This is a genomic window from Streptomyces thermodiastaticus (assembly GCF_014656135.1).
GTDB lineage: Bacteria > Actinomycetota > Actinomycetes > Streptomycetales > Streptomycetaceae > Streptomyces > Streptomyces thermodiastaticus.
In genome coordinates this window covers 106,963-132,370 of record NZ_BNBV01000011.1, presented here as the reverse complement: position 1 = coordinate 132,370, position 25,408 = coordinate 106,963, and the positions used below count along the sequence as shown (strand labels likewise).

Annotated in this window: 21 protein-coding genes and 1 pseudogene; 10 read left to right on the top strand and 12 right to left on the bottom strand. The window is 71.7% G+C overall.

The window, feature by feature from the left end:
* Positions 1 to 4: 4 nt before the first annotated feature.
* Positions 5 to 2,341 carry a transglycosylase domain-containing protein gene (locus IE286_RS13205; protein WP_189796875.1) on the bottom strand — a complete coding sequence of 779 codons (2,337 nt, stop codon included), beginning with the start codon at positions 2,339 to 2,341 and terminating at the stop codon, positions 5 to 7.
* A gap of 451 nt (positions 2,342 to 2,792) precedes the next feature.
* Between IE286_RS13205 and IE286_RS13200 the strand changes: the two genes are divergently transcribed.
* The gene (locus tag IE286_RS13200) at positions 2,793 to 3,116 is read left to right on the top strand and encodes a WhiB family transcriptional regulator (protein WP_185867845.1); all 324 of its coding nucleotides are present in this window, start codon (positions 2,793 to 2,795) and stop codon (positions 3,114 to 3,116) included.
* Positions 3,117 to 3,516: 400 nt separating this feature from the next.
* Here the strand turns inward: IE286_RS13200 and bagB are convergent, their stop codons facing one another.
* Together bagB and bagA are read right to left on the bottom strand one after the other, a co-directional pair.
* Positions 3,517 to 4,875, bottom strand: a complete 1,359-nt coding sequence (bagB, locus tag IE286_RS13195) for an ATPase BagB (RefSeq protein ID WP_189796874.1) — start codon at positions 4,873 to 4,875, stop codon at positions 3,517 to 3,519.
* The gene (gene bagA, locus IE286_RS13190; RefSeq protein WP_189796873.1) at positions 4,872 to 5,858 is read right to left on the bottom strand and encodes an ATPase BagA; all 987 of its coding nucleotides are present in this window, start codon (positions 5,856 to 5,858) and stop codon (positions 4,872 to 4,874) included. Before bagA ends, bagB begins: the two co-directional genes overlap by 4 nt.
* Positions 5,859 to 6,078: 220 nt before the next feature.
* On the opposite strand from bagA, the gene sp36 reads away from it, so the two are divergent.
* From sp36 to IE286_RS13170, 4 genes are all read left to right on the top strand, one after another.
* Entirely contained in the window at positions 6,079 to 6,237 is a 159-nt protein-coding gene (gene sp36, locus IE286_RS13185; RefSeq protein ID WP_009189813.1) for a Sp36 family protein, read from the top strand.
* Positions 6,234 to 6,698 carry a RidA family protein gene (locus tag IE286_RS13180; protein ID WP_189796872.1) on the top strand — a complete coding sequence of 155 codons (465 nt, stop codon included), beginning with the start codon at positions 6,234 to 6,236 and terminating at the stop codon, positions 6,696 to 6,698. Before sp36 ends, IE286_RS13180 begins: the two co-directional genes overlap by 4 nt.
* Positions 6,699 to 6,789: 91 nt before the next feature.
* On the top strand, positions 6,790 to 7,674 hold the full coding sequence (locus IE286_RS13175) for an NUDIX hydrolase (RefSeq protein WP_189796871.1): 885 nt from the start codon (positions 6,790 to 6,792) through the stop codon (positions 7,672 to 7,674).
* Between the two features lie 45 nt (positions 7,675 to 7,719).
* Positions 7,720 to 8,556, top strand: coding sequence for an MBL fold metallo-hydrolase (locus IE286_RS13170; protein ID WP_189796870.1), 837 nt, complete (start codon positions 7,720 to 7,722; stop codon positions 8,554 to 8,556).
* A gap of 309 nt (positions 8,557 to 8,865) precedes the next feature.
* On the opposite strand, the gene IE286_RS13165 is transcribed toward IE286_RS13170, so the two are convergent.
* Positions 8,866 to 9,540, bottom strand: coding sequence for a Crp/Fnr family transcriptional regulator (locus tag IE286_RS13165; RefSeq protein ID WP_028421034.1), 675 nt, complete (start codon positions 9,538 to 9,540; stop codon positions 8,866 to 8,868).
* Between the two features lie 680 nt (positions 9,541 to 10,220).
* Here IE286_RS13165 and nth point away from each other — a divergent pair.
* From nth to IE286_RS13150, 3 genes are all read left to right on the top strand, one after another.
* The gene (gene nth, locus IE286_RS13160; protein ID WP_372462548.1) at positions 10,221 to 11,102 is read left to right on the top strand and encodes an endonuclease III; all 882 of its coding nucleotides are present in this window, start codon (positions 10,221 to 10,223) and stop codon (positions 11,100 to 11,102) included.
* A 61-nt stretch (positions 11,103 to 11,163) separates the two neighbouring features.
* A complete protein-coding gene (locus IE286_RS13155; protein WP_189796868.1) occupies positions 11,164 to 11,961 on the top strand; it encodes an NUDIX hydrolase in 798 nt (265 codons plus the stop codon).
* Positions 11,962 to 12,084: 123 nt separating this feature from the next.
* Entirely contained in the window at positions 12,085 to 13,284 is a 1,200-nt protein-coding gene (locus IE286_RS13150; protein WP_189796867.1) for a MarP family serine protease, read from the top strand.
* A gap of 90 nt (positions 13,285 to 13,374) precedes the next feature.
* Here the strand turns inward: IE286_RS13150 and IE286_RS13145 are convergent, their stop codons facing one another.
* The 6 genes and pseudogenes from IE286_RS13145 to IE286_RS13120 all read right to left on the bottom strand — a co-directional run.
* Positions 13,375 to 13,554 carry a hypothetical protein gene (locus IE286_RS13145; RefSeq protein WP_189796866.1) on the bottom strand — a complete coding sequence of 60 codons (180 nt, stop codon included), beginning with the start codon at positions 13,552 to 13,554 and terminating at the stop codon, positions 13,375 to 13,377.
* A 159-nt stretch (positions 13,555 to 13,713) separates the two neighbouring features.
* Positions 13,714 to 14,664, bottom strand: coding sequence for an alpha/beta fold hydrolase (locus IE286_RS13140; protein WP_189796865.1), 951 nt, complete (start codon positions 14,662 to 14,664; stop codon positions 13,714 to 13,716).
* Positions 14,661 to 15,155 carry a phage holin family protein gene (locus IE286_RS13135; protein WP_189796864.1) on the bottom strand — a complete coding sequence of 165 codons (495 nt, stop codon included), beginning with the start codon at positions 15,153 to 15,155 and terminating at the stop codon, positions 14,661 to 14,663. Before IE286_RS13135 ends, IE286_RS13140 begins: the two co-directional genes overlap by 4 nt.
* Positions 15,156 to 15,215: 60 nt before the next feature.
* Positions 15,216 to 16,661 carry a Na+/H+ antiporter NhaA gene (gene nhaA / locus IE286_RS13130; RefSeq protein WP_189796863.1) on the bottom strand — a complete coding sequence of 482 codons (1,446 nt, stop codon included), beginning with the start codon at positions 16,659 to 16,661 and terminating at the stop codon, positions 15,216 to 15,218.
* 223 nt (positions 16,662 to 16,884) lie between these two features.
* On the bottom strand, positions 16,885 to 18,840 hold the full coding sequence (gene acs, locus IE286_RS13125) for an acetate--CoA ligase (protein ID WP_189796862.1): 1,956 nt from the start codon (positions 18,838 to 18,840) through the stop codon (positions 16,885 to 16,887).
* A gap of 441 nt (positions 18,841 to 19,281) precedes the next feature.
* A pseudogene (locus tag IE286_RS13120) lies at positions 19,282 to 19,968 on the bottom strand (carbonic anhydrase); the annotation flags it as partial.
* A 761-nt stretch (positions 19,969 to 20,729) separates the two neighbouring features.
* Between IE286_RS13120 and IE286_RS13115 the strand changes: the two are divergent.
* Positions 20,730 to 22,019: a polysaccharide deacetylase family protein gene (locus tag IE286_RS13115; protein ID WP_189796861.1), complete on the top strand. Its 1,290-nt coding sequence runs from the start codon at positions 20,730 to 20,732 to the stop codon at positions 22,017 to 22,019.
* 137 nt (positions 22,020 to 22,156) lie between these two features.
* On the opposite strand, the gene IE286_RS13110 is transcribed toward IE286_RS13115, so the two are convergent.
* The gene (locus IE286_RS13110) at positions 22,157 to 23,137 is read right to left on the bottom strand and encodes an ATP-binding protein (RefSeq protein WP_189796860.1); all 981 of its coding nucleotides are present in this window, start codon (positions 23,135 to 23,137) and stop codon (positions 22,157 to 22,159) included.
* Between the two features lie 100 nt (positions 23,138 to 23,237).
* On the opposite strand from IE286_RS13110, the gene IE286_RS13105 reads away from it, so the two are divergent.
* A complete protein-coding gene (locus tag IE286_RS13105; RefSeq protein ID WP_189796859.1) occupies positions 23,238 to 24,104 on the top strand; it encodes a Fic family protein in 867 nt (288 codons plus the stop codon).
* A 427-nt stretch (positions 24,105 to 24,531) separates the two neighbouring features.
* Here IE286_RS13105 and IE286_RS13100 read toward each other — a convergent pair whose 3' ends face one another.
* A complete protein-coding gene (locus tag IE286_RS13100; protein WP_189796858.1) occupies positions 24,532 to 25,362 on the bottom strand; it encodes an HAD family hydrolase in 831 nt (276 codons plus the stop codon).
* Between the last annotated feature and the right edge of the window lie 46 nt (positions 25,363 to 25,408).

Genomic DNA, 25,408 nt, shown 5'->3' with positions numbered 1-25,408 from the left:
CGGCTCAGCCGTTGCCGTTCCCGCGCTGGCCGCGGAACCCGCCGTCCTGGCCCTGGAAGAAGCCCGGCGGGAAGGAGAACGTCGGGGTCGGCAAGGCGCCGCCGTTGCCCGCACCGCCGGCGCCGGCCCCGCCGCCCGTGGTGCCGCCGCCCCGGCCGCCGCCGAACAGGCCTCCGAAGAGACCGCCGATGTCACCGGTGTTTCCGCCCGTGCCCTGGTTTCCGGGGCGCGTGTCGTCGTTCCCCCGCTTCCGGCCTTTTCCCTTGTCACCACCGTCCGGGATGCCGACGAGGTGGAAGGACGGGGCGGCCTTGCCGCGCAGCGCGCCGGTCATCGCGTCGCGCCAGATCGGGCCGGGCACGTCGGCGCCGTAGACGAGGCCGTGCAGGACGCCGCCGATGCGGATGTCGGTCATCTTCACCTGCTGGCTGGCGCTGCCCACCCAGACCGCGCCCGCCATGTTCGGGGTGTAGCCGACGAACCACGCGTTCTTCCGTTCGTCCGTCGTACCGGTCTTGCCGGCGTTGTCGCGGTCGGACAGGCCCGCCTGCCGGCCGGTACCGGAGTCGACCACGCCCTGCAGGAGGGTGTTCACGGTGTCCGCGGTCTTCTGCGACATGGCCCGCGTGCAGGTGGTCTTCGGCACGGGCAGCGACTTCTCCTGGTCGCCGGTGCGCTGGGTGATCGACTCGATGGCGACCGGGGTGCAGTACACGCCGCGGGAGGCGAAGGCGGCGTACGCCGAGGCCATGGTCAGCGGCGAGATGCCGACCGCGCCGAGCGCGATGGAGGGGGTCTGCGGGAGCTTCTGCCCGTTGCCCTGCACCACGTGCAGCTTGTCGGTCATCTTCACCACCGGGCACAGACCGATGTCGGAGATCAGCTGGACGAAGTAGGTGTTGACCGACTTCGCCATGGCCTCCTTCATGGCGTACGGGCCGTGCTCCGAGGTGCTCTCGTTCTCCACCTGGTTGTGGTCGGTGTTGGTCCACTGCTTGCCGTCGCACGCCTGCACCGGGCTCGGGTACGGCATCGTGTACGGCGAGGAGTACTGCTGCGTCGGCGGCTTGCCGCCCTCGATCGCCGCGGCCGCCACGAACGGCTTGAAGGTCGAACCGGTCGGGAAACCGAAGTTCGAGCCGCCCCGGTCGCTTCCGACCGCGTAGTTGATCTCGGTCTCGTCCTTGCCGTAGCCGTACGGCTTGGACTGGCCCATGGCGACGATCTTCCCGGTGCCGGGTTCGACCAGCACGGCGGCGGCCGCGACCGAGTCCGTCTGGTAGACGTGCTTCTTGAGCGACGCCTGCACCGCGGCCTGCGCCTGCGGGTCCAGGGTGGTGCGGATGGTCAGGCCGCCCTGGTTCCAGATCTTGGCGCGGTCGGCGCGCGTCTTGCCGAAGACGGGGTCGTTGAGGAAGACCTGCTCGACGTACTTGCAGAAGAAGGCGGCGCCGTCGACGGCCGTGATGCAGCCGTTGCGCGGCGGGGTGACCTTCAGGCCCAGCGGCTCCTTCTTCGCCTTGTCGGCCTCCTCCTGGGAGATGTCGCCGACCTCGGCCATGCGCTGCAGCACGACGTTGCGCCGCCTGGTGGCCTCCGCCGCGTCGTTGACCGGGTCGTAGCGGCTCGGGGACTGCACGAGGCCGGCCAGCAGGGCGGCCTCGGGCAGGTTCAGGTCCTTGGCGTGCTTGGAGAAGTAGCGCTGGGAGGCGGCCTCGATGCCGTAGGCCTGTTCACCGAAGAAGGTGATGTTCAGGTAGTTCTCGAGGATCTTCTTCTTGCCCAGCTCCTGCTCGACCTGGATGGCGTACTTCAGTTCCTTGATCTTGCGGCCGAGGGTCTGCTGGGTGGCCTGGGCGACCTTGGTCGGGTCGTCACCGGCCTCCTCCACGAAGACGTTCTTCACGTACTGCTGGGTGAGCGTGGAGGCGCCCTGGGCGACGCCGCCCTCCTGGGCGTTCTTGTTCAGCGCGCGCAGCACGCCCTTGAGGTCGATCGCGCCGTGCTGGTAGAAGCGCGAGTCCTCGATGGCGACGATCGCCTTCTGCATGTACGGCGAGATGTCCTTCAGCGGCACCACCGTGCGGTCGCGCGAGTAGACCTGCGCGATCTGGCGTCCCTGACTGTCCAGGATCGTGGTGCGCTGGCTGAGCGGCGGGCGCTTGAGATCGGCCGGAATCTCGTCGAACCCCTCGACCGACCCCTTGGCCGCCAGGCCCAGTGCGCCGGCCGCGGGCAGCGCGATGCCGGCCAGCACCACTCCCGCGAGCACACTGACACCGAGGAACTTGGCGGCCTGCTGCGTTGGCGACAGACCACCGCCCGAGCGCTTCTTTGGCATGAGGGCAGCCTACGTTCTCATTCACCGGACAGGCGTATATGCCTTGGCCTAAGCTGCTCTCAACTGTCACAGCGGTACGGCGATGTCTCAATTCGTGCGGTGATCGTGACGCGGTTCGCGGGGCGTCCCGCTTTCCTCCGGTGTGGTGAGAGGTCCGGCGGAAGCGGCGTCTGCGGGCGTGTACGAAGGGTGCTCGAATTCGCTGGATACGTTCCCGGGTGTCTGTTGTGGTACACGGCAAAATCCCGCTTTGCCGGGAATGTCGTGCATGTCGCCAGGTCACTCCCCTGGGTGATCTGCGGCTCACTCATAGTCCGTTCGGACCATGCAAGATTGGGCCCGCTGGGGGTGTTGCGCGCTGCCCAGCCTTCCGTAACGTCCTCAACTGGCGGCGGTGAATATGCCGCCGTCGCCGTGGGGGAGCCTCGATTCGGGAGAGGACGGCGCCGGTATGGGCTGGGTAACCGACTGGAGTGCGCAGGCGGCCTGCCGCACTACCGATCCGGATGAACTGTTCGTACAGGGAGCAGCGCAGAACAGGGCCAAGGCAGTGTGCACCGGATGCCCGGTACGCACCGAGTGCCTTGCCGATGCGCTCGACAACCGCGTCGAATTCGGCGTGTGGGGCGGGATGACCGAACGGGAGCGCCGCGCACTGCTGCGCCGGCGGCCCACCGTGACCTCGTGGCGCCGGCTGCTGGAGACCGCCCGCATGGAGTACGAGCGGGGAGCCGGCTCCTACGACGAGGACCGGAAGTACGCGGCGGTGAGCTGAGCCGTCCAGGCCGGGACTGCGGTTCGGACAAGCCCTGTTCGGCCGTGTCGTGACGGCTCGTCGGCCGTGTCGTGACGGGTGCCGTGCCGGGTGTCGTGACGGCTGACGGACTGCCGGTCCCGTTGGTTCCAACGGGTGTCCTTGGCTTCGGCAGGGCACGTTGGTCCGTTCGGGTGGCCGGACGCCTCCGTGGTACGGGGCGAGCGAGCGGTACGGGAGCTGTCCGTGCCGTGGGCCTGCCGGGTGTGGTGCTCGCTTGCTGTCCGGTGTTCCCGGCGGGTCCAGGCACGCGTGGGCACCGCACGGGTGACCGCGCAGGTGCTCGCAGACCTGTCCGGGCAGCCTCGGTCCCCGCGGGGCCTGTCCGGGCGGCCCGGGCCCTTCCGGGCGCTGCCGCCGGTCAGCCGTCGGTGCCGGGCAGCTCGCGGCGGTTGTCCGCGAGCCGGTTCCCGATGTCCCGCAGTCCCGTGAGGTCGTGCACGTCCCCGGGCAGGGCGGGCACCTCGGCCACCGCCACCTCCGGGTGCCGGGCGGTGAACCGGTCCCGGGTGCGCTGCTCGCGCGCGAGCAGCTGCATGCGCTCGGCATGCAGCCTCAGCAGGCCCGCGGTGACCTGGTCGACCGCGTCCGGGGACGGCGTGCCGGCGGGCGACTCCGGCTCCGGGGCGACGGAGGAGTGCGCGGAAGAGTCCGAACGTCCTTGCTGCGTAGGGGAGTTACGAAGTCCAGCTTTCCCGTCGCCCTGATCCACAATGCGGGACTCTTCAAGATTTTCCGCAGCCGCGAGCGCACGCTCGGCCGACAGCTGGTCGGCGCCGCTGCCGTGGACCCGGTTGAGCACCAGGCCGGCCAGCGGCATCCGCTCCGCGGCCAGCCGTTCGACGAAGTACGCGGCCTCCCGCAGCGCATCCCGCTCCGGGGCCGCCACCACCAGGAACGCCGTCCCCGGCGCCTGCAGCAGCTTGTAGGTGGCGTCCGCTCGGGCGCGGAAACCGCCGAAGGTGGTGTCCATCGCGGCGACGAACGTCTGCACGTCCTTCAGCAGCTGACCGCCGAGCAGCTTGCCGAGCGTGCCCGTCATCATCGACATTCCGACGTTCAGGAACTTCATCCCCGCGCGCCCGCCGAGCTTGGCCGGCGCCGTCAGCAGGCGGATCAGCCGGCCGTCCAGGAAGGAGCCGAGCCGCTTCGGGGCGTCCAGGAAGTCCAGCGCCGAGCGGGAGGGAGGGGTGTCGACGACGATGAGGTCCCACTCGTCGCGGGCGCGCAGCTGGCCCAGCTTCTCCATCGCCATGTACTCCTGCGTGCCCGCGAAGCCCGCCGAGAGCGACTGGTAGAAGGGGTTGGCCAGGATCGCGGCCGCCCGCTCGGGATCCGCGTGCGCCTCGACGACCTCGTCGAAGGTGCGCTTCATGTCGAGCATCATGGCGTGCAGCTCGCCGTCGCCCTCGGTGCCCTTGACCCGGCGCGGCACGTTGTCGAGGGAGTCGATGCCCATGGACTGCGCCAGGCGGCGGGCGGGGTCGATGGTCAGGACGACGACCTTCCGGCCGCGCTCGGCGGCGCGCAGCCCCAGGGCCGCCGCCGTCGTGGTCTTGCCGACACCGCCCGAACCGCAGCACACGATGATCCGGGTGCCCGGGTCGTCGAGCAGCGGATCGACATCGAGCACACGTGCGGGTGCCAGCCGACGGGTGCCGTCCTGGGCGTGGGCGGAGGACCGGCCGGTCTCCGCGGCACGCGCCGCATGCGGGCTCATGACCCTCCCTGCCATCCCTGCTTGCGCAGCTCGCGCGCCAATTCGTACAGGCCCGCCACGTCCATGCCCTCGGCGAGCAGCGGCAGCTCGTGCAGCGGCAGATCCAGCTCGCCCAGGACCGCGCGCTGCTCCTGCTCCAGCGCGTACCGCTCGGCGTACTCCTCGGCCTGTGCCAGCAGCGGCTCCACCAGCTGTTCGGCCGAGCCGCCGCGCCGCGCGCCGCCGAGGCCGGCCGTGGACAGCGACCGGGCGAGCGCCGTGCGCGGTGCGGTGCGCAGCACCTCCAGGTCGGCGGCGTCCAGCACCTGCGGGCGCACCATGTTCACGATGACGCGGCCCACCGGCAGGCGTGCCGCGCGCAGTTCGGCGATGCCGTCCGCGGTCTCCTGCACGGGCATCTCCTCCAGCAGGGTCACCAGGTGCACCGCCGTCTCGGGCGATTTGAGCACCTGCATCACCGACTGGGCCTGATTGTGTATCGGGCCGATCTTGGCCAGGCCGGCGACCTCGTCGTTGACGTTGAGGAAGCGGGTGATGCGGCCGGTCGGCGGGGCGTCCATGACGACGTGGTCGTAGACGAACCGGCCCGAGCGGTCCTTGCGGCGCACCGCCTCGCACGCCTTGCCGGTCAGCAGGACGTCCCTGAGGCCGGGGGCGATGGTGGTGGCGAAGTCGATGGCCCCGATCCGCTTCAGGGCGCGTCCCGCGCTGCCCAGCTTGTAGAACATCTGCAGGTAGTCCAGCAGGGCGAGTTCGGGGTCGATGGCGAGCGCGTACACCTCCCCGCCGCCGGGGGCGACCGCGATCTTCCGTTCCTCGTACGGCAGCGCCTCCGTTTCGAAGAGCTGTGCGATGCCCTGGCGGCCCTCGACCTCGACGAGGAGCGTCCGCTTCCCCTCCGTGGCCAGGGCCAGCGCGAGGGCCGCGGCGACCGTCGTCTTGCCGGTCCCGCCCTTGCCGCTGACGACCTGGAGCCTGCTCACGTCTTCGAGCGTAACCAGTCGGTGCCGCGGTCACGCGGGAGGCTGTGGACAACCCACGGCGTGGTGCGGCGACGGACCGCGGCCACCCGTCCCCGTCGGGACCGCCGGGTGCGACGGGTTGCGTGCTGGGTGCGACGGGCCGCGTGCCGGGTGCGACGGGCCGCGTGCCGGGTGCGACCGCGGGCGGATGAGGGCCGGCGGCAGCGGATACAGTCGGCCCATGACCAAGTGGGAATACGCAACCGTGCCGCTGCTCGTCCACGCCACGAAGCAGATCCTGGACACCTGGGGCGAGGACGGCTGGGAGCTCGTCCAGGTCGTGCCCGGCCCCAACCCCGAGCAGCTGGTGGCCTACCTCAAGCGGGAGAAGCAGGCATGAGCGCGGTCGAGGCCAGGCTGGCCGAGCTCGGCCTGACGCTGCCGGAGGTCGTGCCGCCCATCGCCGCCTACCAGCCCGCTGTGCGGTCCGGGCCGTACGTGTTCACGGCCGGCCAGCTGCCGATGGTGGACGGCAAGCTGCCGGTCACCGGCAAGGTGGGCCTCGAGGTCACTCCGGAGGAGGCCAAGGACCTGGCCCGTACCTGCGCCCTCAACGCGCTCGCCGCCGTCAAGTCCGTCGCCGGCGACCTGGACCGCATCGCGCGGGTGGTGAAGGTCGTCGGTTATGTGGCCTCGGCCGCGGACTTCACCGGCCAGCCGGGCGTCGTCAACGGCGCGAGCGAGCTGCTGAGCGAGGTGCTGGGCGACAAGGGCGTGCACGCCCGCAGCGCGGTCGGCGTGGCGGTGCTGCCGCTGGACGCGCCGGTGGAGGTGGAGATCCAGGTGGAGCTGGCGCAGTAGGGTCCGCTCCGCTTCGTGCGGGTCACCGGTCCGGCGCCCGCACCTGAGGGGACCTCTCGAACATTCGCGCGTCAACCGATAGCCTCCGGCCATGGCGAATGGTCAGTGGTTCCCTCCGGACTGGCCGGACCGCATCCGCGCGCTCGCGGACGGCCGGCTCACGCCGGTCACGCCCCGGCGCGCGGCCACCGTCATGCTGCTGCGGGACACCGACGCCGGTCCCGTCGTCCACATGCTGCGCAGACGCGCCTCCATGGCCTTCGCCGGAGGCGCGTACGCGTATCCGGGCGGCGGTGTGGACCCGCGCGACGACGACCGCCGGGTCCGCTGGGCGGGGCCCTCGCGCGCCTGGTGGGCCGGCCGGCTCGAAGTGGACGAGGCGTCCGCCCAGGCGATCGTGTGCGCGGCCGTGCGGGAGACGTTCGAGGAGACCGGTGTCCTGCTCGCCGGGCCCGGCGACGACGCGGTCGTCGGCGACACCACGGGCCCGGACTGGGAGGCCGACCGCGCCGCCCTGGTCGCGCGTGAGCTGTCCTTCTCCGCGTTCCTCGACCGGCGCGGCCTGGTGCTGCGCTCGGACCTGCTGGCCGCGTGGGCGCGGTGGATCACCCCCGAGTTCGAGGCCCGCCGCTACGACACCTGGTTCTTCGTGGCCGCCCTGCCCGAGGGGCAGCGCGCCCGCAACGCCTCCGGCGAGGCCGACCGCACGGTGTGGATCCGCCCCGCCGAGGCGGCCGCCGGGTACGACGCGGGCGAGCTGCTGATGATGCCGCCCACCATCGCCACCCTGCGTTCGCTCACCGCCTGCCGCACCGCCGCCGAGGCGCTCGCGGCGGCGCCGGAGCGCGATCTGACCCCCGTACTCGCCCGCGCCCGCCTGGTGGACGGCGAGGTCGTCCTGTCCTGGCCGGGCCACGACGAGTTCACCCGGCGCATCACCCACGAGCGCACGGGACGCCCCCCGGCCTCCGGGTGAGCATCCCGCCGGCCCCGTCCGCACGACGTCCAGGAAGGTCCCCGCATGACGGACGCAGCATCGCTCCCCGGTCAGCCCCGGGGCGGCGTCGTCTCCGGCCCCGCCACCGCGCGGGCCGTCAACGTCCTCGCGCCCAACCCGTCCGCCATGACGCTGGACGGCACCAACACCTGGATCGTCTCCGAGCCCGACTCCGACCTGGCGGTCGTGATCGATCCGGGCCCGCTGGACGAAGGGCACCTGCACACCGTCGTCGACACGGCGGAGAAGGCCGGCAAGCGGATCGCGCTGACCCTGCTGACGCACGGCCACGCCGACCACGCGGAAGGAGCCGCTCGCTTCGCCGAGCTGACCGGGACCCGGGTGCGCGCCCTCGACCCGGCGCTGCGGCTGGGCGACGAAGGTCTGGGCGCCGGTGACGTGATCACGGTCGGCGGCCTGGAACTGCGCGTGGTGCCCACACCGGGCCACACCGCGGACTCGCTGAGCTTCCACCTGCCCGCCGACCGGGCGGTGCTGACCGGCGACACCGTCCTGGGCCGGGGCACGACGGTCGTGGCGCACCCGGACGGACGACTCGGCGACTACCTGGACTCGCTGCGGCGGCTGCGGTCGCTCACGGTCGACGACGGAGTGCGCACCATTCTTCCGGGCCACGGGCCCGTCCTTCAGGACGCCCAGGGCGCCGTCGAGTACTACCTCGCCCACCGGGCCCACCGGCTCGCCCAGGTCGAGACGGCCGTGGAGATGGGCTACCGCACCCCGGCCGAGGTGGTCGCCCACGTCTACGCGGACGTCGACCGGTCCCTGTGGCCGGCGGCCGAGCTGTCGGTGCGGGCCCAGCTGGACTATCTGGCGGAACACGGGATCGTTCAGCCGTGAGCCGTGAGCCGTGAGCCGTGAGCCGTGAGCCGTGAGCCGGGCGCGGTAGCGGCGTGCGGGCGCCGCGGCCGGGAGCGTGCGCGGGGCACGCCGAGGGTGCCGGCGACGACGCGGCGCCGGTTTCACGGCACCACCGGTCGCGCGGCGCCGCTGCAGGGCGCCGCGGATCGGAAGGGATGCAGACGCGATGCGTCCGGATCAGATGCGGATGCGGACGCGGTGCCGCTAATCAGATGCGGATGCGGATGCGGATGCGGTGCCGCGAATCGGATGCGGAAGCGGACGCGGCTGCGAATCGGATGCGGTGCGTCAGCGCGACCGCTTGGCCAGCCGCTCCACGTCCAGGAGGATGACCGCGCGGGCCTCCAGACGCAGCCAGCCGCGCTGGGCGAAGTCCGCCAGGGCCTTGTTCACGGTCTCGCGGGACGCGCCGACCAGCTGGGCCAGCTCCTCCTGCGTCAGGTCGTGCACGACGTGGATGCCCTCCTCGGACTGCACGCCGAAGCGGCGGGACAGGTCCAGCAGGGCGCGGGCCACACGGCCCGGCACGTCCGAGAAGACCAAGTCGGACATCTGGTCGTTGGTCTTGCGCAGGCGCCGGGCGACGGCGCGCAGCAGGGCGCCGGCCACCTCGGGCCGCGCGTTCAGCCAGGGCTGGAGGTCGCCATGGCCGAGGGCGAGCATCTTGACCTCGGTCAGCGCGGTCGCCGTGGCGGTGCGGGGGCCGGGGTCGAACAGGGACAGCTCACCGATCAGCTCGCCGGGGCCCACGACGGCCAGCATGTTCTCGCGGCCGTCGGGGGAGGTGCGGTGCAGCTTGACCTTGCCCTCGGTGACCACGTACAGACGGTCGCCCGGGTCACCCTCGTGGAACAGCGAGTCGCCACGGGCCAGGGTCACCTCCGTCATGGAGGCGCGGAGTTCCGCGGCCTGCTCGTCGTCGAGCGCCGCGAAGAGCGGATTGCGCCGCAGAACGTCGTCCACGAGTTCTCTCCTTGTCGACCTGCTCAGAGGATCTTGATCCCCGTGTGCCAGGGGACCGTGTTCCCCATTTTGCCGGACGGTCCAAACAGTGTGATCTGTCACAAGGATGCCGCACTGGTGTCCGGACGTACGCGGCAGGGGGCGTAAACGGTGCCTGAACTTCCGCGGCCGCAGCGGATGCCGGCGCCGGGCCTTAGGCTGGCCGAGTGTCCAAATCGCCGGTGAGAACACAGGCCGAGGGGGCTGGACGGGTGGTTGCACGGCAGGATTCCGCTGTGAGCGAACACGGTCGCGGCAGCGGACGGACCGAGGAGACGACCGAGGCCGCCGCAGCCGCCGAGGGCCGGCCCGGCACGCCGCCGGCCCGGACGACGGCCACCGAGAAGGCCGCGGCCGGGAGGACGGCGGCCGGGAGGACGGCGGCCGGGAAGACGGCGGCGAAGCGGACGGCCACGGACAAGCCGACGGCCGGGAAGGCCGCGGCGAAGAAGCCGGCGGCGAAGAAGCCGGCGGCGAGGAACACCGCGGCGACGGCGGCGAAGAAACCGGCGGCGAAGAAGACCTCGGCGACGGCGGCGAAGAAGACCTCGGCGACAGCGGGGAAGAAGACCTCGGCGACAGCGGGGAAGAAGACCGCGGCGGCCGGCGGGGCCGCCGGGAAGAAGGCGGCGGGCGGTGCGGTGCGCAAAGCCGGACCCGTCCGGAAGGCGGAGGCCGTCGTCGCCAAGGCCACGGCGAGTGTCCGCAAGGCCTCCCCGCCGAGGACCGTCGCGACGACGACGCCGTCGGGCGAGTCCCGCACGGCGCTGGTCCGCCGGGCCCGCCGTATCAACCGGGAGCTGGCGGAGGTCTACCCGTACGCCCACCCCGAGCTGGACTTCGAGAACCCGTTCCAGCTGCTGATCGCCACCGTTCTGTCCGCGCAGACCACCGACCTGCGGGTCAACCAGACGACACCCGCGCTGTTCGCCGCCTACCCGACCCCGGAGGACCTGGCCGCCGCCGATCCGCAGCGGGTCGAGGAGATCCTCCGCCCGTGCGGTTTCTTCCGGGCCAAGACCAGGTCGGTCATCGGCCTGTCGAAGGCGCTGGTGGAGAACTTCGGCGGGGAGGTCCCCGGACGCCTGGAGGACCTGGTCACGCTGCCCGGCGTGGGGCGCAAGACCGCCTTCGTCGTCCTCGGCAACGCCTTCGGCAGGCCCGGAATCACCGTGGACACGCACTTCCAGCGGCTGGTGCGGCGCTGGAAGTGGACCGACGAGACCGACCCCGACAAGATCGAGGCGGCCGTCGGGGCACTGTTCCCCAAGAAGGACTGGACGGATCTGTCCCACCACGTCATCTGGCACGGACGCCGTATCTGCCATGCCCGCAAGCCCGCCTGCGGCGCCTGCCCGATCGCCCCGCTGTGCCCGTCCTACGGCGAGGGGGAGACCGACCCGGAGAAGGCGAAGAAGCTGCTCAAGTACGAAAAGGCCGGCCTGCCGGGGCAGCGGCTCAAGCCCCCGCAGGCCTACCTGGACGCGGGCGGCAAGCCGGCCCCGCCCCTGGGCGCCGCATGACGGAACGATCTTGGCGGCGCGGCGCGTTGGACAGGGCAGGACGACGGGGACAGGGGTGGCGATGACACGGGCGGGCGAGACGGGCGCGAAAACCGTGGGGTGCGCGGGCGAGAAGCCTGCCGGTACGGCGGCTCGGGCGACGGGGGCAGCGACCGGTGCGGCGGACGGTGCCGCCGGCACGGCGCGGCCGGGCTCGGTACGGCTCAGCACGCAGGGGCTGCCGGAGTGGCTTCAGCCGGTGGTGCGGCTCGCCGGAACCGTGAAGCCACGGCAGCTGAGCCGCTTCCTGCCGCCGGCGAACGGCGAGGGCCGCCCGTCCGCCGTGCTGGTGCTCTTCGGAGAGGGCGAGCGCGGGCCCGAGCTGCTGCTCATGGAGCGGGCCGGTTCCCTGCGCTCGCACGCCGGGCAGCCGTCCTTCCCCGGCGGCGCGCTCGACCCGGAGGACGGCGACCCGCAGGGCGAGGGCCCGCTGCGGGCGGCGCTGCGCGAGGCGGAGGAGGAGACCGGGCTCGACCCGGCCGGGGTGCAGCTGTTCGGGGTGCTGCCCCGGCTGTACATCCCGGTCAGCGGTTTCGTCGTCACCCCGGTGCTCGGCTGGTGGCGCACGCCCAGCCCGGTGGGCGTGGTCGACCCGGCGGAGACCGCCCGCGTCTTCACGGTCCCCGTGGCGGATCTCATCCACCCGGACAACCGTGCGACCGCCGTCCACCCCCGGGGCCACCGCGGCCCCGCGTTCCTGGTCGCGTCGACCCTCGTGTGGGGGTTCACCGCCGGAATCATCGACCGCCTGCTCCACTACGCGGGCTGGGAAGAGCCGTGGGACCGGGACAAGCAGGTCCCGCTGGACTGGCGGGCGTGACAGGGTGGCGTGGTCGTACCGGCCGGTGTCCCGGGGACGCCGTGTCCCGCCGGCCGCCGCGCGGCGGCCGAACCCCGGCCGGCCTGTGAGGGACGAGAAGACGATGAGGCGAGGCTCGACGCGGTGAACGTGCTGGACATCCTGCTGCTGATCGCCGCGGTCTGGTTCGCGGTCGTCGGGTACCGCCAGGGCTTCGTCGTCGGCATCCTGTCGGTGATCGGCTTCCTCGGCGGCGGCCTGGCCGCCGTCTACGCGCTTCCGGTCCTGTGGGACGCCCTGACGGACAACGCGCCGGTCAGCACCACCGCCGCCGTCGTCGCCGTGATCGTCGTCATCGTGTGCGCCTCGGTGGGGCAGGCACTGACCACCCACCTGGGCAACAAGCTGCGCGTCCACATCACCTGGTCCCCGGCCCGCGCCCTGGACGCGACCGGCGGCGCGCTCGTCAACGTCGTCGCGATGCTGCTGGTCGCCTGGCTGATCGGCTCGGCGCTCGGCGGCACGACGATACCGACCCTGGGCAAGCAGGTCCGCACTTCCAAGGTGCTGCTCGGGGTCTCCGACGCGCTGCCGGACCAGGCGGACACCTGGTTCGCCGACTTCACCTCGGTGCTCGCGCAGAACGGCTTCCCGCAGGTGTTCAGCCCGTTCGCGGACGAGCCCATCACCGACGTGCGGCCCCCGGACCCGGCGCTGCGCGACAGCGCCGTCGCCGCACGCGCTCAGCGGTCCGTGGTCAAGGTGACCGGCACCGCGCAGGGCTGCGGCAAGGTGCTGGAGGGCACCGGGTTCGTCTTCGGCGACCGGCGGGTCATGACCAACGCGCACGTCGTCGGCGGGGTCGACGACCCGACTGTGCAGATAGGCGGCGAGGGCCGCCGCTACGACGCGAAGGTCGTGCTGTACGACTGGCACCGGGACATCGCCGTCCTCGACGTGCCCGGCCTGCACGCGCCCGCCCTGCGGTTCACCGACGACGACGCGCACAGCGGGGACAGCGCGATCGTCGCCGGCTTCCCCGAGAACGGCTCCTACGACGTGCGGGCCGCGCGCGTGCGCGGGCGCATCACGGCCAGCGGCCCCGACATCTACCACCGCTCCACGGTCCGCCGCGACGTCTACTCGCTCTATGCGACCGTCCGCCAGGGCAACTCCGGCGGTCCGCTGCTGACCACCGACGGCAAGGTGTACGGGGTGGTGTTCGCCAAGTCCCTGGACGACCCGGACACCGGGTACGCGCTCACCACGGACGAGATCCGGCAGGACATCGACCAGGGCCGCACCGCGACCCAGGAGGTGGACAGCGACACCTGCGCGCTGTGAGGGCGGCTGTGCGGGGGCGGCCGGGTGCCGGGGGATCAGCGGGACCGGATGTCCGGGGGGTCTCCGGAGGTGTCCGCGGGGCCTTAGCGGTCAGCCGCGCGGGTGACGCAGCCGGACCGAGACCCAGCGGGCCCGGCGGCGCAGGATGTGCGGAATGCCCACGCGGGGGTCGCTGTCGCCCAGTTGCGGGTTCTCCCGGTGGCGGGAGCCCGGACCGCTCGCCGAACGGCGGGTGCGTGCTACGTCGTTGTAGTCGTGCGTCCAGCCCATACCGACACCTCTGCCCCCGCCTCAAGGTCGATAAGCGCCCGCGGGCGCCCCAATGGGCCTATGCATCCGGCACATGGCCGTTCGCAGAACAGACGTTCAGATCCGGATACCGGGCGCCGGGCAGCCGTGACGGACCGATGGCCGTCCGTGCGCGGCGGGTCACCGGTCCGGCTCGGGGTCCTTCAGCCAGTCGACCAGTTCGGCGGAGAACGCCATGGGGTCCTCCTCGTGCGGGAAGTGCCCCAGACCGTCGAAGAGCCGCCAGCGGTAGGGCGCCTCCACGTACTCGCCGGACCCGGCCGCGCTGCGGGTGCGCAGCACCGGGTCGAGGGATCCGTGCAGATGCAGCGTGGGCACCCGCACCGGGCGCTTCATCCGCCGGTAGAACTGGATGCCGTCGGGGCGGGCCAGGGAGCGCACCAGCCAGCGGTAGGGCTCGATCGCGCAGTGCGCGGTCGACGGCACGCACAGCGCGCGCCGGTAGGTCTCCACCGTCTCGTCGTCCGGCAGGCGCGGCCCCGACCACTGACGCAGCAGCCGGCCCACCAGGGCGCCGTCGTCGGCGACGAGCTGCCGTTCCGGGATCCACGGCCGCTGGAAGCCCCAGATGTGTGAACTGGCCGCCGTCTGCTTGACGTCGCCGAGCATCGCCGCGCGCCACCGCCTCGGATGCGGCATGGAGACCACGGCCAGGCGCCTGACCAGCTTCGGGCGCATCGCCGCCGCCGTCCACGCCAGGTAGCCGCCCAGGTCGTGGCCGACCAGCGCGGCGTCCGGCTCGCCCAGGGAACGGATCACGCCGGTGACGTCGAGGGCGAGGTTGGCGGGGTCGTAGCCGCGCGGGGTGCGGTCGCTGCCGCCCACGCCCCGCAGGTCCATCGCCACGGCCCGGAAACCCGCGTCGGCCAGGGCCACCAGCTGGTGCCGCCAGGTCCACCAGAACTGCGGGAACCCGTGCAGCAACAGCACCAGCGGTCCGTCGCCCAGCTCGGCGATGTGGAAGCGGGCGCCGTTGGCGGCGACGTCCCGGTGGGTCACCTTCCTCTCGCCGGGGATGTCGATCCGGACGACCGAGGTCGAGTACGGCGAAGGGGTGGCGGGGTCCGTCATGAGGACGAGCGTGCCACAGCCTCGATGGCCTGCGGGGAGCGGTCCTCCAGAGCGGGGGTCACGGGCCGCGGGTGCGGCTTGGCCTTCTGCAGCACACCGGCCGTCTGCTTCATCGACGCGGCCACCTTCTGGGGGCCCTTGCCCTTCTTGGCCTTCTTCACGAAGACCGTGCCGATCAGCATGAGGAACAGCGCGACCAGGACGTTGGCCCCGAAGGCCACCAGGAAGCAGAGCGCGAGATTCCAGCCGGTCCAGGTCCTCACGCCGTACGCCAGTGCGAAGTCGAGCATCGGCAGCGAGAACAGCGCGACCGCGCCGGCCAGCGAGAACGCCCCTCCGCTGACCGCGCCGCGCTTGGCGTCCTGCTTCAGCTGGGCCTTCGCCAGCGCGATCTCGTCATGCACCAGCGCCGACATCTCCGCCGTCGCCGAGGCGAACAGCTCTCCGATGCTGCGTTCGGCGCCGACCGGGCTGCCGTCGGGTGCGCTCATCGCGACTCTCCCTTTCCTGCCTGACTGGAACGGACCTGTCTTTCGTACCGTCCCGTCAGATCATGCCGGACTGTCCTTCTGCTCGCTCGCCCCGCCCGGCACTTCGGCCCCCTGCCGGGCACGTTCGGCCGCCTTCTCGGCGGCGATGCGGCGGTGCTCGGCCGCCTTGCGTTCGTGGATGTCCGCCATGCGCAGGTGGTAGGCGGGGTCGTCGTCCTCGTAGACGTCCGGCACGCCGTCGAGGTCCTCGTCGCGCTCTTCGGACTCGCACAGCCTCCGGTACCGGGCGTTGCGTATGCGCAGCAGCACCGTCGCGAGCGCCGCGGCGATGACGGAGCCGCACAGGACGGAGGCCTTGACCTCGTCGGTGAGGTGCGCGTCGCCCTCGAAGGCCAGCTCGCCGATCAGCAGGGAGACGGTGAAGCCGATGCCGGCGAGCGTGGCCAGGGCGAACACGTCGGCCCAGGCCAGGTCCTCGCTGAGCGAGGCCCGGGTGAACCGGGCGGTCAGCCAGGTCCCGCCGAAGACGCCGACCGTCTTGCCGACGATCAGACCGAGCACCACGCCGAGCGTCTCGGGCCGGCCGAACACATCCGCCAGCGCCCCGCCGGAGAGCGACACGCCCGCGCTGAACAGGGCGAACAGCGGCACTGCCAGGCCCGCGGACAGCGGCCGGACGAGGTGCTCGATCCGCTCGCCCGGGGAGTGCTCCTCCCCTTCGCGGCGGGTACAGCGCAACATCAGGCCCATCGCCACGCCGGCGATGGTGGCGTGCACGCCGCTGTTGTACATCAGGCCCCAGATCACCACGCCCAGCGGCACGTACACGTACCAGCCGCGCACCCCCTGGCGCAGCAGCAGCCAGAAGACGGCCAGGCCCGCCGCCGCTCCGCCCAGCGCGGCCAGGTTCAGGCTGTCGGTGAAGAACAGCGCGATGATCAGGATGGCGAACAGGTCGTCGACGACGGCCAGGGTCAGCAGGAACGCGCGCAGCGCACTGGGCAGCGACGTGCCGATGACCGCGAGCACCGCGAGGGCGAAGGCGATGTCGGTGGCGGTGGGCACCGCCCAGCCGGCGAGCGAGCCGCCGCCGGTGAGGTTGGTCAGGCTGTAGACGACGGCCGGTGCCGCCATGCCGCACAGGGCGGCGACGACCGGGAGAACCGCGGCCCGTGGATCGCGCAGGTCTCCGGCGACCAGCTCCCGTTTCAGCTCGATGCCGGCGACGAAGAAGAAGATCGCGAGCAGGCCGTCCGCGGCCCAGTGGGCGACGGACAGGTGCAGGCCGAGCGTGGCGGGGCCGAGGGAGAAGTCGGAGACGGTCTCGTAGCTGGTGTGCAGGCCGGGGAGGTTCGCCCACAGCAGTGCGGCGATCGCGGCAATCAGCAGCAGGACGCCGCCGACCGTCTCGGTGCGCAGCGCGTCCAGGATGAAGGTGCGCTCCGGCAGGGACGGACGGCCGAGGCTCTTGCGCTCGGTGCGGTCGGCGGGGCGGGGCGCGGTCATGGAGACCTCCAGGTGGCGGCAGGGGCGGGCACATGCCGACCAGACTTCCCGGCGCACCTGAGGGTCGTGTGCAGTTGTCGGAAGACGCCCGGTGGACGTCGGAGCGGGCGCAGCGCGTGTCGAAAGCGGCTTCGAGGCCCCGTGGGCCAATCTACCCAAGCGGGCGGGCACCCGGCATGTGCCGGGTGCCCGCAGGTGAGCTGTACGGCCTGCCGGCGGGGGCTCAGTCCTCGCTCGGCGCCGCGGGGAGCTTGGCCTGGATGAGCTCCATGACCGTGGAGTCGGTCAGCGTCGTGACGTCTCCCAGCTCCCGGTTCTCCGCGACATCGCGCAGCAGACGGCGCATGATCTTTCCGGAGCGGGTCTTGGGCAGCTCCGCCACCGGCAGGATCCGTTTCGGCTTGGCGATCGGGCCGAGCGTCGAGCCGACGTGGTTGCGCAGCTCGCCGATGAGGGACTCGGTCTCGGCGGCCGTGCCCCGCAGGATCACGAACGCGACGATCGCCTGGCCGGTGGTCTCGTCCGACGCGCCGACCACGGCGGCCTCGGCGACGGCGGGGTGGGACACCAGCGCGGACTCCACCTCCGTGGTGGAGATGTTGTGCCCGGACACCAGCATCACGTCGTCGACGCGGCCGAGCAGCCAGATGTCGCCGTCGTCGTCCTTCTTGGCGCCGTCACCGGCGAAGTAGCGGCCCTCGAAGCGCGACCAGTAGGTGTCGATGAAGCGCTGGTCGTCGCCCCAGATGGTGCGCAGCATCGACGGCCACGGCTCGGTGAGGACCAGGTAGCCACCGCCGCCGTTGGGCACCTCGTTGCCCTCGTCGTCCACGACGGTGGCGGACACGCCCGGCAACGGCCGCTGGGCGGAGCCCGGCTTGGCCTCGGTGACGCCGGGCAGCGGGGAGATCATGATGGCGCCGGTCTCCGTCTGCCACCAGGTGTCCACGACCGGGGTGCTGTCGGCGCCGATGTGCTTGCGGTACCAGACCCACGCCTCCGGGTTGATCGGCTCGCCGACCGAGCCGAGCACCCGCAGGGAGGACAGGTCGTACTTCGCGGGGATGTCGTCGCCCCACTTCATGAACGTGCGGATCGCGGTCGGCGCCGTGTACAGGATGCTGACCTTGTACTTCTGCACGATCTCCCAGAAACGGCCCTGGTGCGGGGTGTCGGGAGTGCCCTCGTACATCACCTGGGTGGCACCGTTGGCCAGCGGCCCGTACACGATGTACGAGTGGCCGGTGACCCAGCCGACGTCGGCGGTGCACCAGTAGACGTCCGTCTCGGGCTTGAGGTCGAAGACGGCCCAGTGGGTGTACGCGGCCTGGGTCAGGTAGCCGCCGGAGGTGTGCAGGATGCCCTTGGGCTTCCCGGTGGTGCCCGAGGTGTAGAGGATGAACAGCGGGTGCTCGGCCTCGAACGCCTCCGGGGTGTGCTCCGCCGGCTGCCGGCCGACGACCTCGTGCCACCACAGGTCGCGGCTGTCGTCCCAGGCGACCTCCTGGCCGGTGCGGCGGACCACCAGGACGTGGCGGACGTCCGACACGCGGGTGAGGGCCTCGTCGACGGCGGGCTTGAGCGCGGACGGCTTGCCGCGCCGGTAGCCGCCGTCCGCCGTGATGACGACCTTGGCGTCGGCGTCCTTGATGCGGGTGGCGAGCGCGTCCGCGGAGAAGCCGCCGAAGACGACCGAGTGGGCGGCGCCGATACGGGCGCAGGCCAGCATCGCGATCGCCGTCTCCGGGATCATCGGCATGTAGATCGCGACCCGGTCGCCCGAGCGCACGCCGAGTTCGAGCAGGGCGTTGGCGGCCTTGGAGACCTCGTCCTTGAGCTGGGCGTACGTGATGGCCCGGCTGTCGCCGGGCTCGCCCTCGAAGTGGATCGCGACGCGGTCGCCGTGCCCGGCCTCCACATGCCGGTCGACGCAGTTGTACGCCACGTTGAGCGTGCCGTCCTTGAACCACTTGGCGAACGGCGGGTTCGACCAGTCGAGGGTCTCGGTCGGCTCCTTGACCCAGGCCAGCCGGCGGGCCTGCTCAGCCCAGAAGCCGAGCCTGTCAGCCTTGGCCTGTTCGTACGCCTCCGCCGTCACATTGGCGTTCGCGGCCAGGTCAGCGGGCGGCGCGAAACGTCGTTCCTCCTTCAAGAGGTTGGCCAGGCTTTCGTTGCTCACGACATCTCCCTTTCTCAGGGTGTCCGTTGTGTCCCAGGCCACAGCTCATCAGACGAGGAGGCCGATGACAAGGGTCGTCGGTACAGATGGTTTAGACCTGTTGTGGAGAGCTTGCGCAGTCGTACCCCTGTTCTGACGTGGGCCCCACGCGGCTACGGTCGGCGCGGACGACCTGGGGGCCGGGTCCGTGCGCTGTGGACGCCCCCGGCTGCCCCCCGTCGTCCGGGGGCGTCCGGGTCCCTGCGCAGGGACGGTCTCGGTCGGCATGGACGGCTTGGACGGTCACGGCCGGCATGGACGGCTTGGACGGCTTGGACGGTCTCGGTCGGCATGGACGGCTTGGACGGTCACGGCCGGCATGGACGGTGCCAACAGCGCGGGTCGCGGCCCGCGCCGGGTGGACCGGCGCGGTGCGGCCCGCCCGGCTGACGGGCGCGGTTCTCACGCCGGGCTGGGCAGCTCCTCTGATGCGCCCACCCGGGTGAACACATCCGCTCCGTCTCTCCTGGCGAGCAGGTACGCCTGGGCCTCGGCCACATGGAAGTACATTCCGTGCAGCTCCAGCCGGCCCTGCCGCAGGGCCCGGGCCACCGCGTCGTGGACACGCAGGTGATCCAGTTGCTGGAGGACATTGACCAGGCAGAGCCGCTCCAGCGTGTCGGCGGGAGGGCGGTCGTCCAGGGTGGGTGTGCCGTGGCTGCCGTCGGCCAGCCGCCGCAGGCTCGGCAGACCGTGGCGCAGCCACCGGCCGAGCGAGGTCGCCGCACCCTGCGGTGCCGCACCGGCGGGGCGGGAGTCGAGCAGGGCCTGCATGGCCCCGCACCCGGAGTGGCCGCACACCGTGATGGAGCGCACCCGGAGCACGTCCACCGCGTACTCGATGCCGGCCGCCACCGAGTCGTCGCCGGGTTCCTCGCCGGGCACGGGAACGAGGTTGCCCACGTTCCGGACGACGAAGAGGTCGCCGGGACCACTGGAGGTGATCATCGAGGTGACCAGCCGGGAGTCGGCACAGGCGAGGAAGAGCTGGGAGGGCCGCTGGCCCTCCCGGGCCAGCCGTGCCAGCTCGTGCCGGACCAGGGGGGCGGTGTAGCGCTGGAACGCGCTGATTCCACGGGCCAGTTGGTCACGGGTCGAAGGGCGCGCAGAGCTGGAGCCGGATGGTGGGTCAGAGGCTGGTGAGAGGTCCCCTTTCGGCGCGGTCGGCGTCCTCTTGTCCGGTGACGAGCTGTCCACGGTTGCGGCGGCGACGTTTGGTGACGGTGTGCGGGCCTTCTCCGTGGGCGCGGTTACCCGGTCGGTCGGCGGTGCGGGCGGGGGCTGGGTGCCGCTGCGGCTCGTGGCGTGCGGTCGGTCGCCGGCAGTGCTTGGGGCGGGGGTCCGGACGGGGTCCGGGGACGGCGCGGGGGCCGTGTTCCGGGCCGGTGGCGGAAGCGTGCGCGGCGCGCCCTGTGACGGGTGGTTGCGCCCGGCTGTCCAGGGCCCGCAGCGGCAGCCGGAGGATGCGGCAGAAGCGGACAGGCCGGTGCCCGCGGGGCCGGAGCGGTGTGGCCGAGGGGGCGGGCTGTGCGGTGGGTGGGAGTGCCGGTGCCGCGCGTGATCGGCGGCGTGGACGGGAAGACAGGGGATCACGGTTCGAGCCTCCTTCACGTGCGCAGGCCAAGGACTAGTAAAGCAAAGGTAATCCAACGTAAAGATCTTGTCTGCACTTTCTGTGCAAATGGCGGAGAAACTCACCGTGTTGGGTGAAGTGGGAGTTTCATCGGCTTGTCGTACTAATTCCTTCTCGGTCCCGTGCGACCTTGGCGGCGCACCGCCGGCCCGGCCGGCACCGGACCAGCACACGCCGCCTCGGCGTCGGACGAGAGAAGGAAGAAGGTGGGCCGAACATGGCCGCCACCCGGAGGAACACGGCCGCCACCCAGAGGATCGCCGCGAGCGTCGTCACCGCCGCGGCCTGCGCCTCCTCGCTCGCCGGCTGCGCGAGCGGCACCGGCACTCCCGGACACGGTGCGGCCGGTGCGCCACGCCCCGAACACCGTCCCGCGCGGCCTCCCGGCACCGTCGTGCGCCTCATCGGCGACGGATCCACCGCCTACACCGGAGCGCAGCCGCACCAGCCCCGGCCGGCGCGGCTGAAGTCCGGTGAGAAACCTCCGCAGTTCGTCGTCTTCTCCTGGGACGGAGCGGGCGAGGACAGCCGGCGGCTGTTCTCGCACGTCCGCAAGGTGGCCAAGGAGAACAACGCCACGATGACGTTCTTCCTCAGCGGGGTGTACCTGCTTCCCGAGGACAAGCGCGACCTGTACCGGCCACCGCGGCACGCGCCCGGCAGTTCGGACATCGGCTTCAACCACACCCGCGGCATCGCGGACACCGTCCGGCAGTTGCGCCTGGCATGGCTGGAGGGCCACGAGATCGGCACCCACTTCAACGGCCATTTCTGCGGCCCCGGCGGAGTGGGCCAGTGGTCCGTGGACGAGTGGAAGAGCGAGATCGAGCAGGCCAAGCAGTTCGTGCAGACCTGGAAGACCACCAGCGGCCTGAAGGACCTTCCGCCGCTGCCCTTCGACTACGGCAGGGAACTCATCGGCGCCCGCACGCCCTGCCTGGAAGGCCGGGAGAACTTCATGAAGGCGGCGGCCGAGCTGGGCTTCCGCTACGACAGCAGCGGCGTGAACAACCAGGTCTGGCCGGAGAAACGGCACGGCCTGTGGGACCTGTCCATGCAGCTGGTGCCGTTCCCCGGGCACACCTTCGAGCAGCTGACCAGGGACTACAACTTCATGGTCAACCAGTCCGGCACACAGACCCAGGGCGACCCGGCCCACTACGAGCACTGGGGCAACCAGATGCGCGACGGCCTGCTCCGCGGCTTCCACCGCGCCTACGACGGCAACCGCGCACCGCTGATCATCGGCAACCACTTCGAGTCCTGGAACGGCGGCACCTACATGCGGGCCGTCGAGGACGTCGTGAAAGAGGTGTGCACCAAGCCCGAGGTGCGCTGCGTCTCCTTCCACCAGCTGGTGGACTGGCTGGACGCCCAGGATCCGCAGATCCTCGCCCGGCTGCGCACCCTGGAGGTCGGCGAGGCGCCCCGGCAGGGCTGGGCGTCCTTCCTGTCGGCCCGTCCGGCCCCGGCGCCCAAGGGCGTACCCGGGGCGCCCGCGAGTTAGATGTGTTGTCCGGACAGGCCGGTGTGCCGGTGACACGTGTACCTGGTGCCTGAACGAGCCAGGGCCTCCCGGGACCGGGTGCGGCAGCCACCGCCCCTGCCGGGAGGCCCTCGCGTCCGCCGAGGGTGCCGCGCCGCTCAGGCCGGGGCGGCGACGCCCTCGCCCAGGACGAAGCCGGGGTCGACCTGCGCCGCCAGGTCGGCTCCTGTGCGCTCGTTTCCCCAGGAGACGGCGTTCTTGAGGTGGAAGTGCACCATCTGCTGGGTGTAGCGCTGCCAGTCCCGCCGCTCGTACGTGGCGTCGGCGGCGGCCTGCAGGGTCTGCAGGGCGCTGCGGTTGGTGTCCTCCAGCAACGCGAACCGCGGCGGCCGCCCCTTCTCCATGGCCCGGACCCAGTCCGAGTGGCCGACGGTCACGAGCAGGTCGTCCCCGACCTCGGCGCGCAGGAAGTCCAGGTCGTCCTGGCCCTGCACCTTGTTGCCGACGACCCGCAGAGCGACCTCGAAGTCCCGGGCGTACTCCTTGTACTGACGGTAGACCGAGACGCCCTTCCGGGTGGGCTCGGCGACCAGGAACGTCATGTCGAACCGGGTGAACATCCCGGAGGCGAAGGAGTCCGAACCGGCCGTCATGTCCACCACGACGTACTCGTCGCGGCCGTCCACCAGATGGTTCAGATACAGCTCCACCGCTCCGGTCTTGGAGTGGTAGCAGGCGACTCCGAGGTCGGCGTCCGTGAAGGGACCGGTGACCATCAGGCGGACGGCGCCGTCGTCGAGCTGCACCTCGCGCGCGCAGGCGTCGTAGACCGGGTTGTTCTCGCGTACGCGCAGCAGCCGGGAGCCCTCGCCGGGAGGCGTCGTCTTGATCATCGTCTCGGCTGAGGTGATGCGCGGGTTGCTGCCGCGCAGATAGTCCTTGATCAGCGGGAGCCGGTCGCCCATCGCGGGCAGTGCGGCCGCCTCGGCCTCGTCCAGGCCCAGGGCGACGCCCAGGTGCTGGTTGATGTCGGCGTCGATCGCGACGACGGGCGCGCCGGTCGTCGCGAGATGGCGGATGAACAGGGAGGACAGCGTGGTCTTGCCGCTGCCGCCCTTCCCGACGAAAGCAATTTTCATGTTCACGAAGCGTAGCGAGACGGATGCTCCGGGTTGCGATCGAAGTGAAGAAGACCACTCCATCGTGGGGTGTGCCGGGCTGGTGCGTAGGGTCGTACTCATGAGTACGACAGGCGCGACCGCCGAGCCCCCTCCGAGTTCCCGCACGGGCGCGAACCGGCAGGATCCTCTTGCGGCCCTGGGCGGTCTGCCCGGTGTGGCCGAGTCCGTGGAGTCCGTGCGCAAGGCCGTGGACCGGGTCTACGGCCACCGGATCATGCGGCGCCGGAGCAACGCGATCACCTCGGAGGCGGCGCTGCGCGGCGCCCGCGCCTCCGCGGCGCTGTCCGGGGCCGACTGGGCCCTGGAGGAGGTGCGGCGGCGCACCGACTTCAGCGGCGACGACGAGGCGAGGGTGCTCGGCGCGGCGCTGCGCCTGACGGCCGAGGCGGGTCAACTGCTGTCCATCTGGCGGCAGTCACCGTTGCGGGTCCTGGCCCGGCTGCACCTGGTGGCGGCTGCCGGGACGCACGACGACGGTGTCGGCCGGCCCCGGCAGGAGGGCGAGGAGGCCGACGAGCCGCTGATCGACCTGCCGCTGCCCGGGGCCGACGAGGTCTCCGGGCGGCTGGAGGGCCTGGCGGATCTGCTCGTCGCCGGCACCTCCGCGCCGGCCCTGGTCGTCGCCGCCGTCGTGCACGGCGAACTGCTGGCGCTGCGCCCGTTCGTCTCCCACAACGGCCTGGTCGCCCGCGCGGCGGAACGCATCGTCCTGGTCGGCAGCGGCCTGGACCCGAAGTCCGTCTGCCCGGCCGAGGTGGGGTACGTAGAGCTGGGGCCCGACGCCTACCGGGCGGCCCTGGACGGGTACGTCTCGGGAACCGCTGAGGGCATGGCCGCCTGGATCGGGCACTGCGCCCAGGCGGTGCAGCTCGGTGCGCGCGAGTCGACGGCGGTGTGCGAGGCGCTGCAGCGCGGAGCGGCGTGACCGGCGGCCGCGGGCGCGCCGGTCGCCCGTAGGGGGCGCACGGGGCGTACACAGGGTGCGGCGGTACGAGGGCTCGTACCGCCGCTGGCATGACCACCGAGTTACCAGGCGTCCTCGATATGTCGCCCATCAGGTCGGGATCTTTGCCCGTGACCTGGTGCGGCTGGCCCGTAATCGACGGGTCGACGTCGCGTGGGTGCCCGGTGTTCATGCGTCGGTCCGTGGGGCCATGCGTCTGAAGTCGTCCTCTCGGACGTCCTTCGGTCTCGCGGGCCGTTAACTCCTTTGTACTGCACGCGAAGGACAAGGGGAACCCCTCGCCGCATATCTTTACTTGTAAGGCGAAACGGGCGTAACAGCGCACTTGTTCACGGAGGGGCGGCCAGAGGGCCCGGCGGTCGTCCGGGCCGGTCCGTACCCTGACCCATCAGGCGGCCGTGCCCCGGCGCCGGCTCGCGAGCCACACCAGTCCCGCGGTCGCTGCGGCCGCTCCCACCGCCGCCGCGACCAGGGCCGGGCGCGGCGGCGCGGACAGTCCCGGCAGCCGCTGCGTGAGCCGCACAGGGCGGTGGAAGTCGAGAACCGGCCAGCCGCGGGCGAGTGCCTCCCGGCGCAGCGCACGGTCGGGGTTCACCGCATGCGGGTGACCCACCGCCTCCAGCATCGGCAGGTCGGTCACCGAGTCGCTGTACGCGTAGCACCGCCGCAGGTCGTATCCCTCGGACGCGGCCAGTTCCCGGATCGCCTCCGCCTTCGTCGGGCCGTACGCGTAGTACTCCACCTCGCCCGTGAAGCAGCCGTCCTCGCCGACCACCATCCGGGTGGCCACCACCCGGTCCGCGCCCAGCAGTTCACCGATCGGCTCGACCACCTCCGCGCCCGACGTCGACACGATGACGACGTCCCGCCCGGCGGTGTGATGCTCCTCGATGAGAAACGCGGCCTCGTCGTAGATGATCGGGTCGATCAAGTCGTGCAGCGCCTCGGCGACGATCTCCTTGACCTGTTGCACGTTCCACCCGCGGCACAGGGACGACAGGTAGGAGCGCATGCGTTCCATCTGGTCGTGGTCCGCGCCGCCGGCGAGGAAGACGAACTGGGCGTATGCGGTGCGCAACACGGCCCTGCGGTTGATCAGCCCGCCTTGGTAGAAGGACTTGCTGAAGGCGAGCGTGCTGGACTTCGCAATGACCGTCTTGTCCAGATCAAAGAAGGCCGCTGTGCGCGGCAAGGAGTGGTTTTCCACACCCTGGAGCATAGGGGCAGCCCATTCGGCGTAAGGTGGGCGCGTGGGTTTGCCTGAG